This is a genomic window from Bacillus sp. JAS24-2 (genome assembly GCF_008274905.1).
In the GTDB taxonomy this organism is placed as follows: Bacteria; Bacillota; Bacilli; order Bacillales; family Bacillaceae_G; genus Bacillus_A; species Bacillus_A cereus.
In genome coordinates, this window is sequence record NZ_CP031068.1 from 277,501 (window position 1) to 295,000 (window position 17,500).

Genomic DNA, 17,500 nt, shown 5'->3' on the forward strand with positions numbered 1-17,500 from the left:
ATACTCCCTAGTGATCGATAGTGAACCAGTACCGTGAGGGAAAGGTGAAAAGCACCCCGGAAGGGGAGTGAAAGAGATCCTGAAACCGTGTGCCTACAAATAGTCAGAGCCCGTTAACGGGTGATGGCGTGCCTTTTGTAGAATGAACCGGCGAGTTACGATCCCGTGCGAGGTTAAGCTGAAGAGGCGGAGCCGCAGCGAAAGCGAGTCTGAATAGGGCGTTTAGTACGTGGTCGTAGACCCGAAACCAGGTGATCTACCCATGTCCAGGGTGAAGTTCAGGTAACACTGAATGGAGGCCCGAACCCACGCACGTTGAAAAGTGCGGGGATGAGGTGTGGGTAGCGGAGAAATTCCAATCGAACCTGGAGATAGCTGGTTCTCCCCGAAATAGCTTTAGGGCTAGCCTTAAGTGTAAGAGTCTTGGAGGTAGAGCACTGATTGGACTAGGGGTCCTCATCGGATTACCGAATTCAGTCAAACTCCGAATGCCAATGACTTATCCTTAGGAGTCAGACTGCGAGTGATAAGATCCGTAGTCAAAAGGGAAACAGCCCAGACCGCCAGCTAAGGTCCCAAAGTGTGTATTAAGTGGAAAAGGATGTGGAGTTGCTTAGACAACTAGGATGTTGGCTTAGAAGCAGCCACCATTTAAAGAGTGCGTAATAGCTCACTAGTCGAGTGACTCTGCGCCGAAAATGTACCGGGGCTAAATACACCACCGAAGCTGCGGATTGATACCAATGGTATCAGTGGTAGGGGAGCGTTCTAAGGACAGTGAAGTCAGACCGTAAGGACTGGTGGAGTGCTTAGAAGTGAGAATGCCGGTATGAGTAGCGAAAGACGGGTGAGAATCCCGTCCACCGAATGCCTAAGGTTTCCTGAGGAAGGCTCGTCCGCTCAGGGTTAGTCAGGACCTAAGCCGAGGCCGACAGGCGTAGGCGATGGACAACAGGTTGATATTCCTGTACCACCTCTTTATCGTTTGAGCAATGGAGGGACGCAGAAGGATAGAAGAAGCGTGCGATTGGTTGTGCACGTCCAAGCAGTTAGGCTGATAAGTAGGCAAATCCGCTTATCATAAAGGCTGAGCTGTGATGGGGAAGCTCCTTATGGAGCGAAGTCTTTGATTCCCCGCTGCCAAGAAAAGCTTCTAGCGAGATAAAAGGTGCCTGTACCGCAAACCGACACAGGTAGGCGAGGAGAGAATCCTAAGGTGTGCGAGAGAACTCTGGTTAAGGAACTCGGCAAAATGACCCCGTAACTTCGGGAGAAGGGGTGCTTTCTTAACGGAAAGCCGCAGTGAATAGGCCCAAGCGACTGTTTAGCAAAAACACAGCTCTCTGCGAAGCCGTAAGGCGAAGTATAGGGGGTGACACCTGCCCGGTGCTGGAAGGTTAAGGAGAGGGGTTAGCGTAAGCGAAGCTCTGAACTGAAGCCCCAGTAAACGGCGGCCGTAACTATAACGGTCCTAAGGTAGCGAAATTCCTTGTCGGGTAAGTTCCGACCCGCACGAAAGGTGTAACGATTTGGGCACTGTCTCAACCAGAGACTCGGTGAAATTATAGTACCTGTGAAGATGCAGGTTACCCGCGACAGGACGGAAAGACCCCGTGGAGCTTTACTGTAGCCTGATATTGAATTTTGGTACAGTTTGTACAGGATAGGCGGGAGCCATTGAAACCGGAGCGCTAGCTTCGGTGGAGGCGCTGGTGGGATACCGCCCTGACTGTATTGAAATTCTAACCTACGGGTCTTATCGACCCGGGAGACAGTGTCAGGTGGGCAGTTTGACTGGGGCGGTCGCCTCCTAAAGTGTAACGGAGGCGCCCAAAGGTTCCCTCAGAATGGTTGGAAATCATTCGTAGAGTGCAAAGGCATAAGGGAGCTTGACTGCGAGACCTACAAGTCGAGCAGGGACGAAAGTCGGGCTTAGTGATCCGGTGGTTCCGCATGGAAGGGCCATCGCTCAACGGATAAAAGCTACCCCGGGGATAACAGGCTTATCTCCCCCAAGAGTCCACATCGACGGGGAGGTTTGGCACCTCGATGTCGGCTCATCGCATCCTGGGGCTGTAGTCGGTCCCAAGGGTTGGGCTGTTCGCCCATTAAAGCGGTACGCGAGCTGGGTTCAGAACGTCGTGAGACAGTTCGGTCCCTATCCGTCGTGGGCGTAGGAAATTTGAGAGGAGCTGTCCTTAGTACGAGAGGACCGGGATGGACGCACCGCTGGTGTACCAGTTGTTCTGCCAAGGGCATAGCTGGGTAGCTATGTGCGGAAGGGATAAGTGCTGAAAGCATCTAAGCATGAAGCCCCCCTCAAGATGAGATTTCCCATAGCGTAAGCTAGTAAGATCCCTGAAAGATGATCAGGTTGATAGGTTCGAGGTGGAAGCATGGTGACATGTGGAGCTGACGAATACTAATAGATCGAGGACTTAACCATATAATATGTAGCAAATGTTATCTAGTTTTGAAGGAATATGCCTTCATAGTTTGGTGATGATGGCAGAGAGGTCACACCCGTTCCCATACCGAACACGGAAGTTAAGCTCTCTAGCGCCGATGGTAGTTGGGACCTTGTCCCTGTGAGAGTAGGACGTCGCCAAGCAACTTTAAGACGAGTCAGAATGACTCGTCTTTTTTGTATGCTTTCATACCTCTATCAATTGCATTTTTAACCCCTTCTAAATAAGAAAATCCATATTTTTTATCTGGCTCTAAGTAAGTTCCTTCCGCCCACTCGTTCCATGCGTTAATAAATAAAAACTCGCTGTTATAAAAAGAGTAAGTCCGATGAATTTGCTTGCTTAAATATATGGTGAACTTTTCAGGGGTAGAACCTACAAAGATGCTGCTATTCGCGTTTTTACGTCGTGCAGTATTATCCCAATCAACAAAAGCACCAGGAAATGTTTTTTTCTTTGGGAGCGATCGTTGTAATATATACATCCATACTTTATCGTAGTCCCAAACGTTTAATTGCATATCAGAATCATATATTACCTTATTTATGTCTGAAGAGCTATCATGGGCAATTGTATAGAAAGGTTCAAACTGAATGCTAGCATCGAATCCATTTATATTAGGTAGTGGAAAACTGTTTAATGTTTCAGCAAAGTATATACCTTTTAAACCATTTTCTCGCGCTAATGCATTCCAGTAATTAAGCATTTTTTCACAATCAGGAATATGTCCTGGACGATAAATAATGAATAGAGGTTTATCATCTATATAAATATATCTCTCATCTTGGAAAGCCTGTAATAAATAATCAAAGTGTTCCTTCCAATCAGATATATCTCCGTAGTCTTGAGGCATTAATATATGTTTATCGAGACCATCCCAAGATTTTGTCCATGGTTCATTTGCCCAAGAAAGACAAAAAGGGAAGTCAGGTTCTTTCATCTTTAGTACCTCATTAAAGGGTGTTTCTAATAGTCTTTTTCCCTTAAACCAGTAATGATAATAACAAAAACCATATATACCGTATGCTTTAGCGATTTTTGCTTGCCACTTTCTTACGGAGGGGGTAGTTAAGTCGTAATAAAAATCTTGATAAGGTTCCCTAGGTTGATAATGTCCTGAAAATAAAGGTCGTGCACTTTTAGTATTTGTCCATTCAGTAAATCCTTTCCCCCACCATCGGTCATTTTCTTTAATTTGATGGAATTGTGGTAAGTAAAAAGCGATTATTTTCAAGTTATATCCCCCTCGTGTTTTTCGTAGTTCAAGTGTTGGGAAGTTATTCTTGATTTGGTGAAGCAATTTTAAAATAAGAGATATGTTATCTGTTTACTGTTTTTTTTATGGTATGTATTGGATTTTTTAAGCTTACTTAATAAGAGAGTATTAGGTAATTTGATATATATATGAAATAGAAAGTACTTTTCGTCATGAAATTTATTATGTTGAATGAAAGGAATTAAATTTTTTGAAGGACAAAGAGGGCCTGTGGTAATCGATTTACATCATCAAAAAAGTCTTGTAGCTTTAAATATTTCTCATAATGATTTTCAATATAAGTCCTAGGTATAACGGTTTCTCCGTAAAAACTACTATTTCTAACATCCCCTGCACCAGTAGGACTATGAACAAATTTGCCGTTTTCATAATCCGAGATGGCGCGATGTATATCTGGAAAAGCTTGAGATAAAGTTTTATGCCATCCTGTTTGAATTAATTCAGGATGTTCTTGGAATTGTTGACAAAAATCAAGAAAATAGCGCGCTTGTGTTGTTGCGATGAAGATTCCACCAGGGCGAAGAACTCTTGAAAATTCTTTTACCCAATTTTCGGCAGTTGCTTCGGATAAATGTGAGAATACAGAATAAGCGAATATGATATCTAATGAATTGTCGCTAATAAAATCTACAGGGGGATGTGGGCTTGCTGTTTTATATATCCCTCTTCCTAGTGTTTCATTACAAAGTGTGATCATCGCAGGATCGACATCAATGCCAAGTAAATTTTGATCAGAGGCATCTTTAAATAAGAAGCGTATAATTCTTCCCCATCCGCATCCGAAGTCTAAAACTTTACTTTCTTTATTCAAGGGAACTCCTAAATTTTGGGCGTATTCTTTTATATGGCTATAAAACAAATATGCTTCGTAAAGAGCATGTTCATAGGAAGCACCTACAAATTGTTTTTGAATTTCTTCAGGAGGAAATCTAGGTACGGGAACCCCATTTATCGTTGTTTGTGAACAACTTTGTATAAATAAATTTAGAAGTTCGGCATCAGATACTGAATTAACAAGATGATCAAAATCACTTCCTAACTTAAAGTTATTCATTTGTTAAACCTCCGAATTATATAGTGATTAAACTTTATTTTCTTGCTTTTTACTAATGAAAACATGTAAAAATTCAGCATCTAACCCTAGTGATCTATCCTTTTGTAAAAAAACAATTGTATACATGTTTGCATGTGTATAAATATATTCAATCATATCCTGCCCCCAATCGAACGTTACTAAAGATCCATTCTCATCAATAGGGTTTCCATGATAAATGGGCTCTTCAATATATTCAATCACCTCTTTATTCATTCTTGCTCTTTGCACAGTTTTTGTGAGTGTATGATACCAAGGGACAGTAAATACATGAGCACCGCCAGGTTTTAATACTCGTTCTATTTCTTTAAAGGCTTTGTTTGGCGTCATTACATGCTCAAAAACGTCTTGAGTAATGAATAAATCAAAAGATTCATTTTCAAAAGTCATGTCTTCTAAGTTCTCACATCTAATACCTTGAAAGTATTGGCCAAGAGGATAATTTCTAAAGTATTGAGAATAAGTATAGTTTTTACAGTTTTTTAATAGTAGCTGAGTCGTAATTCCTCCAGGAGAGGATTCGTGAATATTATAGGAATCCCATTTTGGAAAAAATGTATGTAAAGCATGGATTAAAGCTCGCTGCCTTGGTATAGAGTTACATGTAGAACATAAATAATGATCTCTAAGCCAATCATTATGCTCTATAAATGTAGCTTTCTTTTCGCAAATAACGCAGTACCCATTATTGTGTTTCAAATTGATTTCCACACGATATCCCTCCTATGTTAATAAATGCAATCTATGTATGGAAAGTATGATACACGTCAACAATCGGCGAAATTAAAGGAAATGGGTGAAAGTTAGGTATCTCTTAAAATTACGATTAGGAGAAGGGAATAATTAGTTGGAGAGAACTCCCACTCGAATTAAAGTTTCACTTTATGCTATGCGATGTATCAGCTTTTATTCGTGGAAAAATGTATAGACTTAAAATATCCCTTTCGTGTATGGGTACATTTCAAAATCCTGTGCGTATATTTCTGTAACTAAATCCATAGTTTCTTTATCATAAAAGCTTTCGTATGTTGGAAATCGGGGAAAGCCTGGATCTGTAATGCTAAGTTCTGCATAGCTTCCTGCATAAATCATCTTGTGAGCACGATGATGATCTGAATTTGTAAAAAGTGCTAAAGGGGATTTCATCAAATCGTACATGTGTTCCATCTTGGTGATTTGTGTATTAAAATCTTCTAAAGGGATATAGCATTGAATGAAATTTTCTTCACCAGGGACGTATTGTTGACTAAAATGTATATCTAATGCTAGGGAATTGGAATCGAATGCCTGAACGTAATATAAAAATTGTTTAAATGATATTCCTTGATTACTATATTTATCATTATAAAAATAATGACGGATGCTTTCCCATTGTGGGCTAGCATATGGATTGTCAGCAAGTAATAAAAATGAGCTGACAGCTCTTGTATAAGGATTTCGTACAAGTTTACAAACATTTTTTTTAGCCTCTAGAAGACTATTTTGTAATTGTTGAATGTAATTTGTACTGTTTTTATACACCCAGAACTCATAGTAATGAATAAAGTCATTGTATTTCTTTGCTTCAGTAAATAATCCAATTTGAAAAAAGAACCAATTAGCTAATGAGGTGCATCCGCTTCTATGACTCCAAAATAGTATAAGGGGAAAGTCTTTATGGTAATGCGGAATTCGATCTTTATGTAGGATTACATGATTTAAAAGTTCTTGATTTATATTTTTCATGAGTTTAGCGCTCCTTTTTTGAGAACTTTGTGTATGTAGAAGCTTTTTTATGGGGTAAACAAGTGAGGATTGTTTATTAAATATATTCATGGGGATGAGTAAATATTATGAGTGTTTTTGCAGTCAACCTGAATAAGGAAGCTATTATAAAATGAAAATAGAAAATAAAGATAATGAAAATTTATAACAAACATACAATGATAAGAGGATGAATAATCAAAATGATCCAGTTTATTTGTGTATATTTTTAAGTTTGACGATAGGAAAAATTTATTACTAGAGAGATGATATTATGAGGAAGAATAATTATTTAATAGTAGGTGGAAATAGTTTCATTGGTATCAACCTCGCATTGGGTTTATTGAAACAGGGGCAAAATGTAAAAGTATTTTCCAGACATATAAATAATTTTCCTCAAAATATTATAAGTGAAGTTGAATTTATTAAAGGTGATTTAGAAAATGTTGAGGATATATATAAGGCTTTAGTGAATATAGATATTATTATTTATTTAGCTGCGACGTCTAACGTAGCAACTTCAATTGAAGATGTTTTCGGTGATATTAATAGCAGTCTATTTTTTCTTAATTTCATGGAAAGTGTTAAAGATTTTCGTATTAAAAAAATTATATTGGCTTCTTCGGGAGGCACAGTTTATGGTGAACCTGAATATTTGCCTATTGATGAGAAACATCCATTAAGACCACTTTCCCCGTATGGAATAACAAAAGTTTCGCTGGAGAATTATTTGTATTTTTATAAGAGAAAATATGGAATAGATTATGTTGTATGTAGATATTCTAATCCGTATGGAAAATACCAAAACCCCTTAAAAAAAGTAGGGGCGATAAATTGTTTTTTGTACCAGCATCTCAGTAATGAAAGGATTCATATATATGGGAATCCGGAGGAAATTATTAGAGATTATATTTATATCGATGATTTAGTTGAAATTACTATACAACTAGCACAATTAAATCAATTGAAATCTTGCGTATACAACATAGGGAGTGGCAAAGGTCTTTCTTTAAAACGAATTATAGTGGAATTAGAGAAAATAACAGAAAGAAAAGTGGATTTTATCTGTTACAAACAAAAACAAGAGAACGTTCAAAAAATCATTTTAAATATTGATAAGGTAAAACAAGAATTGAATTGGGAACCTAAAATAGATTTTAAACATGGGATTAGATTAAATAAGCTATGGATTGAAGAGTTCTTATATAGTAAAAAATAATAACCCACACTCTACTTGTATATAAGCAGAGCGTGGGTTATTAATTTACTTCTTTTTCTATAACCCAAAGGTCTTGATGTTCCCACCAAAATCCTTCAGTATACTTTTTGATAATTGGGTTATGGGGTAATAATTTAATTTTGTCACACACGTAAGAGGGACTAACTATCGTTTGTCCGTATTGATTCACATCTAAATCGAATTGTTCACTAGAAGAGAGAAACCAATAGCCCTTTTCATTTAAATTTGGAAACCCGAAGTATTTTTTGCTTTGATAGCCATGGGTTGTGAAAATGAATAAACCACCAGGTGAAACAGCGTTATACAATGTTTGCAGCCAACGAAACCAAGTTGTATCAGGCATATGAGAGAAAAAGGATAGACAAAAAACGATATCGTACGTAGAGGAGTCCAATTTTAACTGTTCAGGCTCAGGATGAGATAATATAGAAGAATTATTTAATTTGTTTTCAATAAAGGAAATAGCCTCTTCGTGTATATCGCAAGCGGTTATACTCAAATTCGCTTGTAGATTTAATAAATGACGTGTTACGCAGCCGTATCCGGATGCAAATTCTAACAATTTAATTGGATTGACTGTAGGAGGATAAAGGGAAGTAATTAAGTTTAAGAGCATTTGTGCTGAGTTTTGCCCATCTTTAAAGTAATAATCTATCGCTTCTTTTTTTGATGGGAAGACGGGATTAGTGACAATGAACTGAAAGATATGATCCTCAGGATGGATACTTGCATTTACATTATAGCTGTGTGCGATTTGAGAAATTAAATCTTTATGTTCCTCTATAAAGTCTTTCAAAGAGTATTCCCCCTTAAATAATAGTAGCGCCTTACAAGAGATATTGATGGCATAGAAAGCACACGTTTAAATTTTTAAGTATGTTTTAAGATACTTTCTATATGTATACATTTTCATTTTAGAAATGTCGTCGATAGTAAATTTTTCTTTAATGAAATTTTGCATTTGCACAACTTCATTGTAATGGGAGTATGAATCTTCTGTTCTCGTTACGCTATTTAAATGTCGTCTATGATAGTTTAAGGGGGCTGGATTGAAGTAAATATCTCCCTCTGTAAGAAGAGAAACATAGAAGAACCAGTCGCCAGCTATTTTGAACTTCTCTAACTGTTTTTCCGTTTTCTTCATATCTATATTTTTAAAAACTACACTTGAAACATTAGGTATAGTGTTTTTGATAAGTAACGTATCTTGTATTTCTTCGACGCCTTTTCGAAAATAGGGGGCTTTCCATTTTTCTTTATCGATATCATTTGTGTAATTTAAATAATGATTAGCCAATACATTTCCTTGTTCATCTATTTGTTTTGATTGTGTGTAACTTAAGGTAATATTGTTATTTATATAAAACCCCTGTATCACCTCTTGTAAAAATGTCTTATCGCATAAGTCATCGGCCTCTGCGATCCAAATATAATCACCAGTTGCTGCAGAGACTCCTTTTATCCATTGTTTAAATACAGAACCAGAGTTTTTATCATTAATAATCTGTTGAACCTTCAGGTGGGTCTTATTTTCTTTTGAAAGCAGCTTTTTAAAAGTTGATACGCTATGATCAGTGGAGGCATCGTCTAAGAAAATTAGTTCGTAAAGAGGGTAGGTTTGGTTTAATATTGATTCGATTCGATCAGGTAAGTATTTTTCATAATTATAGTTCGGTATGATTACACTTATCTTTTTGTAATTATGTTCGAGAAGATCTAGTAATTGATAAATGTAATTAAGAAAATTGAAGTTTTTTTCGATAAGTTCTTGGCCAAAGCTTCCCTTTTGTAATCGTAATCCCTCATCATGAATAAATTCATATATTTTTTCTAGCATTTTGGGTAAATTTAAAAAGTCTACTAAGGCACCAGTTTTTTCTGTAACAACATCTTCAAAACCTCCAGCATTTTTAAACCCTATAACAGGAAGTTTTGCATCTAATGCTTCTAAAACAACATTTGGAAAAGGATCTTCCCTTGAAGTTAATAAGTATAAGTCAGCCCCAGCGTTATATAATCCGATATCGGGAGTAGGATCGACTAATGTGAAATGTGCTTTATATTTAGGGGGCAGTGTATTCAGGAATTGAACGTCTGTTCTCCCTACCCAAATGAAATAAATATCCTTGTGAGTCTTTCTTACTGAGTAAGAGATAAGTGAGAATAAATCTATCCCTTTCCGATAATCTGCGAAGCCTACACCCAAGATGATTTTGCTATCTAGAGGCAGGTTAAGCTTCTTACGTAACTCATTTCTAGCTTTTGCAATATTGTTCTTATAAGGATTGTGGTTAAACAAACCTTGAGGGAGAATGTGACATTTTTGAGGATCCAATTCAGTGATTGTACGAAATTTTTCATATACGTATTGTGAAGGGAAGACAACTTTGTAAGCAAATTCAGCGATGTTTTTAGCTTTCCCTTCAGCAGAGTACTGTTGTATTAAATGCGGTAATTCATGTATTAATGAAACAACTTTTATATTTTGTCTAGCTAGTAATGCGACGATATCGCCACTTATGACAGTGCTACATATGGCGAGGGTAAAATTCTGTGATAATAAATCCTTTATTAATAATTCGACCTTTTCTTCTGTTTGATAACCTTGCTCGAGACAATAAACAGGACCGTACTTTTGAAAATCGGGAATTAAAATACCGGATCCAATAGAAATAATTGCAACAGAGTAATCAAAGTTTTCTTTAAGAGCCTTAATAGTATGTAAAGAAAGTAGCTGTGCTCCGTGGAAATGGGCATCATGGGATACATAAATTATCTTTTTATTAACATGCATTTCATAACGCCTCCTAAGGGTATTAGATTTCTTTCCCTTTTTTAAAGGTAAAGAAGAGAAGTGTTTTATTTATAATCCCCCTAGAGATGAGCAGGAGGGAGAACGTACTAAAAGAAAAAATACTATCCTTAATATATATTTACTTGGTCTCACATTCATTCTTTAGAAAAGTATTAGTATTAAGTTAGAGAGTGTAGGCTGCAGATTGTTAATTTGAATACATAAGTTTAAGAAGTTCTAAGGATGTATTAGAAATTAAGAGAGGGCAAAGCTTTTATGATTTATAAAATAAAAAAGATAAAAGGTATTGACGATTGATCTACAGGGGTGTAATATAGAACAAGTCGCCGATGACAATAACGTCGCAAGCGACAAATGAAATGAAAAACTTAGTTGACATCAAATAACGAAAGTGTTAACATAAGGAAGTCGCAAATGAGCGGCTAAGTAGTTCTTTGAAAACTGAACGAAACAAACAACGTGAAACGTCAATTTTTATTTTAGATGCTAGACAAACTAACTTTATTGGAGAGTTTGATCCTGGCTCAGGATGAACGCTGGCGGCGTGCCTAATACATGCAAGTCGAGCGAATGGATTAAGAGCTTGCTCTTATGAAGTTAGCGGCGGACGGGTGAGTAACACGTGGGTAACCTGCCCATAAGACTGGGATAACTCCGGGAAACCGGGGCTAATACCGGATAACATTTTGAACCGCATGGTTCGGAATTGAAAGGCGGCTTCGGCTGTCACTTATGGATGGACCCGCGTCGCATTAGCTAGTTGGTGAGGTAACGGCTCACCAAGGCAACGATGCGTAGCCGACCTGAGAGGGTGATCGGCCACACTGGGACTGAGACACGGCCCAGACTCCTACGGGAGGCAGCAGTAGGGAATCTTCCGCAATGGACGAAAGTCTGACGGAGCAACGCCGCGTGAGTGATGAAGGCTTTCGGGTCGTAAAACTCTGTTGTTAGGGAAGAACAAGTGCTAGTTGAATAAGCTGGCACCTTGACGGTACCTAACCAGAAAGCCACGGCTAACTACGTGCCAGCAGCCGCGGTAATACGTAGGTGGCAAGCGTTATCCGGAATTATTGGGCGTAAAGCGCGCGCAGGTGGTTTCTTAAGTCTGATGTGAAAGCCCACGGCTCAACCGTGGAGGGTCATTGGAAACTGGGAGACTTGAGTGCAGAAGAGGAAAGTGGAATTCCATGTGTAGCGGTGAAATGCGTAGAGATATGGAGGAACACCAGTGGCGAAGGCGACTTTCTGGTCTGTAACTGACACTGAGGCGCGAAAGCGTGGGGAGCAAACAGGATTAGATACCCTGGTAGTCCACGCCGTAAACGATGAGTGCTAAGTGTTAGAGGGTTTCCGCCCTTTAGTGCTGAAGTTAACGCATTAAGCACTCCGCCTGGGGAGTACGGCCGCAAGGCTGAAACTCAAAGGAATTGACGGGGGCCCGCACAAGCGGTGGAGCATGTGGTTTAATTCGAAGCAACGCGAAGAACCTTACCAGGTCTTGACATCCTCTGAAAACCCTAGAGATAGGGCTTCTCCTTCGGGAGCAGAGTGACAGGTGGTGCATGGTTGTCGTCAGCTCGTGTCGTGAGATGTTGGGTTAAGTCCCGCAACGAGCGCAACCCTTGATCTTAGTTGCCATCATTAAGTTGGGCACTCTAAGGTGACTGCCGGTGACAAACCGGAGGAAGGTGGGGATGACGTCAAATCATCATGCCCCTTATGACCTGGGCTACACACGTGCTACAATGGACGGTACAAAGAGCTGCAAGACCGCGAGGTGGAGCTAATCTCATAAAACCGTTCTCAGTTCGGATTGTAGGCTGCAACTCGCCTACATGAAGCTGGAATCGCTAGTAATCGCGGATCAGCATGCCGCGGTGAATACGTTCCCGGGCCTTGTACACACCGCCCGTCACACCACGAGAGTTTGTAACACCCGAAGTCGGTGGGGTAACCTTTTTGGAGCCAGCCGCCTAAGGTGGGACAGATGATTGGGGTGAAGTCGTAACAAGGTAGCCGTATCGGAAGGTGCGGCTGGATCACCTCCTTTCTATGGAGAATTGATGAACGCTGTTCATCAATATAAGTTTCCGTGTTTCGTTTTGTTCAGTTTTGAGAGAACTATCTCTCATATATAAATGTATGTTCTTTGAAAACTAGATAACAGTGTAGCTCATATTTTTTAATTTTAGTTTGGTTAAGTTAGAAAGGGCGCACGGTGGATGCCTTGACACTAGGAGTCGATGAAGGACGGGACTAACGCCGATATGCTTCGGGGAGCTGTAAGTAAGCTTTGATCCGAAGATTTCCGAATGGGGAAACCCACCATACGTAATGGTATGGTATCCTTATCTGAATACATAGGGTAAGGAAGACAGACCCAGGGAACTGAAACATCTAAGTACCTGGAGGAAGAGAAAGCAAATGCGATTTCCTGAGTAGCGGCGAGCGAAACGGAACATAGCCCAAACCAAGAGGCTTGCCTCTTGGGGTTGTAGGACATTCTATACGGAGTTACAAAGGAACGAGGTAGACGAAGCGACCTGGAAAGGTCCGTCGTAGAGGGTAACAACCCCGTAGTCGAAACTTCGTTCTCTCTTGAATGTATCCTGAGTACGGCGGAACACGTGAAATTCCGTCGGAATCTGGGAGGACCATCTCCCAAGGCTAAATACTCCCTAGTGATCGATAGTGAACCAGTACCGTGAGGGAAAGGTGAAAAGCACCCCGGAAGGGGAGTGAAAGAGATCCTGAAACCGTGTGCCTACAAATAGTCAGAGCCCGTTAACGGGTGATGGCGTGCCTTTTGTAGAATGAACCGGCGAGTTACGATCCCGTGCGAGGTTAAGCTGAAGAGGCGGAGCCGCAGCGAAAGCGAGTCTGAATAGGGCGTTTAGTACGTGGTCGTAGACCCGAAACCAGGTGATCTACCCATGTCCAGGGTGAAGTTCAGGTAACACTGAATGGAGGCCCGAACCCACGCACGTTGAAAAGTGCGGGGATGAGGTGTGGGTAGCGGAGAAATTCCAATCGAACCTGGAGATAGCTGGTTCTCCCCGAAATAGCTTTAGGGCTAGCCTTAAGTGTAAGAGTCTTGGAGGTAGAGCACTGATTGGACTAGGGGTCCTCATCGGATTACCGAATTCAGTCAAACTCCGAATGCCAATGACTTATCCTTAGGAGTCAGACTGCGAGTGATAAGATCCGTAGTCAAAAGGGAAACAGCCCAGACCGCCAGCTAAGGTCCCAAAGTGTGTATTAAGTGGAAAAGGATGTGGAGTTGCTTAGACAACTAGGATGTTGGCTTAGAAGCAGCCACCATTTAAAGAGTGCGTAATAGCTCACTAGTCGAGTGACTCTGCGCCGAAAATGTACCGGGGCTAAATACACCACCGAAGCTGCGGATTGATACCAATGGTATCAGTGGTAGGGGAGCGTTCTAAGGACAGTGAAGTCAGACCGTAAGGACTGGTGGAGTGCTTAGAAGTGAGAATGCCGGTATGAGTAGCGAAAGACGGGTGAGAATCCCGTCCACCGAATGCCTAAGGTTTCCTGAGGAAGGCTCGTCCGCTCAGGGTTAGTCAGGACCTAAGCCGAGGCCGACAGGCGTAGGCGATGGACAACAGGTTGATATTCCTGTACCACCTCTTTATCGTTTGAGCAATGGAGGGACGCAGAAGGATAGAAGAAGCGTGCGATTGGTTGTGCACGTCCAAGCAGTTAGGCTGATAAGTAGGCAAATCCGCTTATCATAAAGGCTGAGCTGTGATGGGGAAGCTCCTTATGGAGCGAAGTCTTTGATTCCCCGCTGCCAAGAAAAGCTTCTAGCGAGATAAAAGGTGCCTGTACCGCAAACCGACACAGGTAGGCGAGGAGAGAATCCTAAGGTGTGCGAGAGAACTCTGGTTAAGGAACTCGGCAAAATGACCCCGTAACTTCGGGAGAAGGGGTGCTTTCTTAACGGAAAGCCGCAGTGAATAGGCCCAAGCGACTGTTTAGCAAAAACACAGCTCTCTGCGAAGCCGTAAGGCGAAGTATAGGGGGTGACACCTGCCCGGTGCTGGAAGGTTAAGGAGAGGGGTTAGCGTAAGCGAAGCTCTGAACTGAAGCCCCAGTAAACGGCGGCCGTAACTATAACGGTCCTAAGGTAGCGAAATTCCTTGTCGGGTAAGTTCCGACCCGCACGAAAGGTGTAACGATTTGGGCACTGTCTCAACCAGAGACTCGGTGAAATTATAGTACCTGTGAAGATGCAGGTTACCCGCGACAGGACGGAAAGACCCCGTGGAGCTTTACTGTAGCCTGATATTGAATTTTGGTACAGTTTGTACAGGATAGGCGGGAGCCATTGAAACCGGAGCGCTAGCTTCGGTGGAGGCGCTGGTGGGATACCGCCCTGACTGTATTGAAATTCTAACCTACGGGTCTTATCGACCCGGGAGACAGTGTCAGGTGGGCAGTTTGACTGGGGCGGTCGCCTCCTAAAGTGTAACGGAGGCGCCCAAAGGTTCCCTCAGAATGGTTGGAAATCATTCGTAGAGTGCAAAGGCATAAGGGAGCTTGACTGCGAGACCTACAAGTCGAGCAGGGACGAAAGTCGGGCTTAGTGATCCGGTGGTTCCGCATGGAAGGGCCATCGCTCAACGGATAAAAGCTACCCCGGGGATAACAGGCTTATCTCCCCCAAGAGTCCACATCGACGGGGAGGTTTGGCACCTCGATGTCGGCTCATCGCATCCTGGGGCTGTAGTCGGTCCCAAGGGTTGGGCTGTTCGCCCATTAAAGCGGTACGCGAGCTGGGTTCAGAACGTCGTGAGACAGTTCGGTCCCTATCCGTCGTGGGCGTAGGAAATTTGAGAGGAGCTGTCCTTAGTACGAGAGGACCGGGATGGACGCACCGCTGGTGTACCAGTTGTTCTGCCAAGGGCATAGCTGGGTAGCTATGTGCGGAAGGGATAAGTGCTGAAAGCATCTAAGCATGAAGCCCCCCTCAAGATGAGATTTCCCATAGCGTAAGCTAGTAAGATCCCTGAAAGATGATCAGGTTGATAGGTTCGAGGTGGAAGCATGGTGACATGTGGAGCTGACGAATACTAATAGATCGAGGACTTAACCATATAATATGTAGCAAATGTTATCTAGTTTTGAAGGAATATGCCTTCATAGTTTGGTGATGATGGCAGAGAGGTCACACCCGTTCCCATACCGAACACGGAAGTTAAGCTCTCTAGCGCCGATGGTAGTTGGGACCTTGTCCCTGTGAGAGTAGGACGTCGCCAAGCAAAAACCTAAGTCATTTTGACTTAGGTTTTTTTGTGTTTATTTTTATTATTTAAAATATAAAGGTAAGAATTACCTTTATAAGAATATAGTCCAGATGTAACAAGAATGTTTGTGATCTTATATAAAAAGGTTATGTCAAAAGTAGCAATCTAGCTCTTTTAACATAACCTTTTGTGTTTTTAAAGGATTTTACATTAGAAAAAATCTATAATTAAGGTAGTTAACATATATTTTTGATGGGTGTGGGGGATTATGAAAGAAATATGCATGTTATTAGTGGCTGTTATATTATGGGGCACAGCCATTGCGCCAACAAAATGGGCGTTAGAATCTATTCAGCCGTTTACTTTGTTGTTTATTCGTCTTTTCTTTGCAGGTGGAATTTGTATGCTATTCTCATTTAAGCAACTGCAAAAATCAGTTGTACATAAAAAAGTTCCATGGAAAAGAATGAGTTTGTTAGCTTTTACCGGTGTAGCTGGTTATTTTATGTTTACATCCTACGGTATTTCTTTAACAAGTGGATTACATGTGAGTATTATAGATGCTGCATTACCATTAGTTACAATTCTTTTTTCAGCACTCTTTTTGAAAGAGAAAATTCGATTGAATTATTGGATAGGAATTATATTGGGTGCTATAGGAGTACTCTTTATTACGATTCCATCTAAAAGTGCTAATCAAGAAGTGTCTTTAATAGGAGATATACTGATATTATTAAGTACTTTTCTATTTGCTTTCTACACAGTTTTGCTAAAACGGCCAAAACAAGAACAGTATTTATCAAACGAGGTTTTTACAACATTAACTTTAATTATTGGAGCTGTTATTCTCTTACCGTTTGCACTGGTAGAAATTTTTTATTACGGTCTCCCAAAGGTTGAAACTTGGAAAACGGGACTTAGTGTAATATACCTTGTTATTGGAGCAACAATTTTAGCATATTGGTTTTGGAATAAAGCGCTAGAGAGAGTTTCAGCATCAGTAAGTGGATTATATTTAAATGCATTACCATTAATAAGTATTGTTACTTCAATTATTCTATTAAATGAATCTCTGACATGGAGAGTAATAATGGGAGCGAGTTTAGTTTTAATCGGAGTAGGATGGGCGGATAAGCAAAAGTTATGTAATCTATTAAAAGGTAACAAGGTGGAGAATAGAGACTGTTAAACAGTATGATTTATATAATTGAAATGTTAAAAAGATACCTTATATATGAGGTATCTTTTTTATTTAGCAAAGATAATAGACTAAAGTTAGTATGGATATTCTTTGCTGTATTTATATGTGTCGAAATCATTTTGAAATATTGTTTGGACAAGTTGTATACATTCAGTATCATAAAAGCTTTCAAAAGTCGGATGACGGGGAAATAAAGGATCAGTAATATCGCCTTCGCTAAAATCCCCTTTATAAATCATGGCGGGAGTTTGATGATGCCATGATGTTGAGAACTCATTTATTGGTGCGGTTTTTAATTCGAAACGCTTTTCTAATTCTTTCATTTCCTGATCGAAGTTTTCTAAGTATATATAATTGGTCACATATTCTTCTTCACCAGCTATATATTGTTGTG

General features: G+C 40.5%; 9 protein-coding genes and 5 rRNA genes (2 of these 14 running past the window's edge). 7 read left to right on the top strand and 7 right to left on the bottom strand.

From position 1 onward, the window contains the following. Window positions 1-2,446 (top strand): 23S ribosomal RNA (locus DN407_RS01600); it begins 476 nt to the left of the window's first position. A 49-nt stretch (window positions 2,447-2,495) separates the two neighbouring features. Beyond that, window positions 2,496-2,611, top strand: a 5S ribosomal RNA gene (gene rrf, locus DN407_RS01605). Window positions 2,612-2,625: 14 nt separating this feature from the next. On the opposite strand, the gene DN407_RS01610 is transcribed toward rrf (DN407_RS01605), so the two are convergent. From DN407_RS01610 to DN407_RS01625, 4 genes are all read right to left on the bottom strand, one after another. Then, window positions 2,626-3,702: a glycosyltransferase WbsX family protein gene (locus tag DN407_RS01610; RefSeq protein ID WP_000690999.1), complete on the bottom strand. Its 1,077-nt coding sequence runs from the start codon at window positions 3,700-3,702 to the stop codon at window positions 2,626-2,628. Window positions 3,703-3,925: 223 nt separating this feature from the next. Continuing rightward, on the bottom strand, window positions 3,926-4,798 hold the full coding sequence (locus DN407_RS01615; RefSeq protein ID WP_001058695.1) for a class I SAM-dependent methyltransferase: 873 nt from the start codon (window positions 4,796-4,798) through the stop codon (window positions 3,926-3,928). 27 nt (window positions 4,799-4,825) lie between these two features. Next, window positions 4,826-5,548 (bottom strand): class I SAM-dependent methyltransferase, encoded by a 723-nt coding sequence (locus tag DN407_RS01620; RefSeq protein WP_000405117.1) that lies wholly within the window; start codon window positions 5,546-5,548, stop codon window positions 4,826-4,828. Window positions 5,549-5,767: 219 nt separating this feature from the next. Continuing rightward, window positions 5,768-6,562: a sulfotransferase family 2 domain-containing protein gene (locus DN407_RS01625; RefSeq protein ID WP_000790055.1), complete on the bottom strand. Its 795-nt coding sequence runs from the start codon at window positions 6,560-6,562 to the stop codon at window positions 5,768-5,770. A 292-nt stretch (window positions 6,563-6,854) separates the two neighbouring features. Here DN407_RS01625 and DN407_RS01630 point away from each other — a divergent pair, with 292 nt between their 5' ends. Beyond that, window positions 6,855-7,799, top strand: coding sequence for an NAD-dependent epimerase/dehydratase family protein (locus DN407_RS01630; protein ID WP_001230827.1), 945 nt, complete (start codon window positions 6,855-6,857; stop codon window positions 7,797-7,799). Window positions 7,800-7,839: 40 nt separating this feature from the next. On the opposite strand, the gene DN407_RS01635 is transcribed toward DN407_RS01630, so the two are convergent. Beyond that, the gene (locus DN407_RS01635) at window positions 7,840-8,616 is read right to left on the bottom strand and encodes a class I SAM-dependent methyltransferase (protein ID WP_149215953.1); all 777 of its coding nucleotides are present in this window, start codon (window positions 8,614-8,616) and stop codon (window positions 7,840-7,842) included. Between the two features lie 66 nt (window positions 8,617-8,682). Further along, window positions 8,683-10,614: a glycosyltransferase gene (locus DN407_RS01640; RefSeq protein ID WP_149215954.1), complete on the bottom strand. Its 1,932-nt coding sequence runs from the start codon at window positions 10,612-10,614 to the stop codon at window positions 8,683-8,685. A gap of 522 nt (window positions 10,615-11,136) precedes the next feature. Between DN407_RS01640 and DN407_RS01645 the strand changes: the two genes are divergently transcribed. The 4 genes from DN407_RS01645 (at window position 11,137) to DN407_RS01660 (ending at window position 17,094) form a co-directional block, all read left to right on the top strand. Further along, window positions 11,137-12,688, top strand: a 16S ribosomal RNA gene (locus DN407_RS01645). 145 nt (window positions 12,689-12,833) lie between these two features. Beyond that, a 23S ribosomal RNA gene (locus DN407_RS01650) occupies window positions 12,834-15,755 on the top strand. 49 nt (window positions 15,756-15,804) lie between these two features. After that, window positions 15,805-15,920 (top strand): 5S ribosomal RNA (rrf, locus tag DN407_RS01655). Together the 16S, 23S and 5S rRNA genes form the textbook arrangement of a ribosomal RNA operon. A 253-nt stretch (window positions 15,921-16,173) precedes the next feature. Next, the gene (locus DN407_RS01660; RefSeq protein ID WP_000658284.1) at window positions 16,174-17,094 is read left to right on the top strand and encodes a DMT family transporter; all 921 of its coding nucleotides are present in this window, start codon (window positions 16,174-16,176) and stop codon (window positions 17,092-17,094) included. A gap of 86 nt (window positions 17,095-17,180) precedes the next feature. Here DN407_RS01660 and DN407_RS01665 read toward each other — a convergent pair whose 3' ends face one another. After that, on the bottom strand, window positions 17,181-17,500 hold the 3' portion of the coding sequence (locus tag DN407_RS01665; RefSeq protein WP_000483020.1) for a sulfotransferase family 2 domain-containing protein. Its footprint extends 472 nt past the window's final position; 320 of the gene's 792 nt are visible here — the last part of the coding sequence; its start codon lies beyond the right edge, outside the window; the stop codon is at window positions 17,181-17,183.

Bases quoted from the DNA above. Each gene is read 5' to 3' on its own strand.
- DN407_RS01615 (WP_001058695.1), bottom strand. From the start codon at position 4,798: ATGAATAACTTTAAGTTAGGAAGTGATTTTGATCATCTTGTTAATTCA.
- DN407_RS01625 (WP_000790055.1), bottom strand. From the start codon at position 6,562: ATGAAAAATATAAATCAAGAACTTTTAAATCATGTAATCCTACATAAA.
- DN407_RS01630 (WP_001230827.1), top strand. From the start codon at position 6,855: ATGAGGAAGAATAATTATTTAATAGTAGGTGGAAATAGTTTCATTGGT.
- DN407_RS01640 (WP_149215954.1), bottom strand. From the start codon at position 10,614: ATGCATGTTAATAAAAAGATAATTTATGTATCCCATGATGCCCATTTC.
- DN407_RS01660 (WP_000658284.1), top strand. From the start codon at position 16,174: ATGAAAGAAATATGCATGTTATTAGTGGCTGTTATATTATGGGGCACA.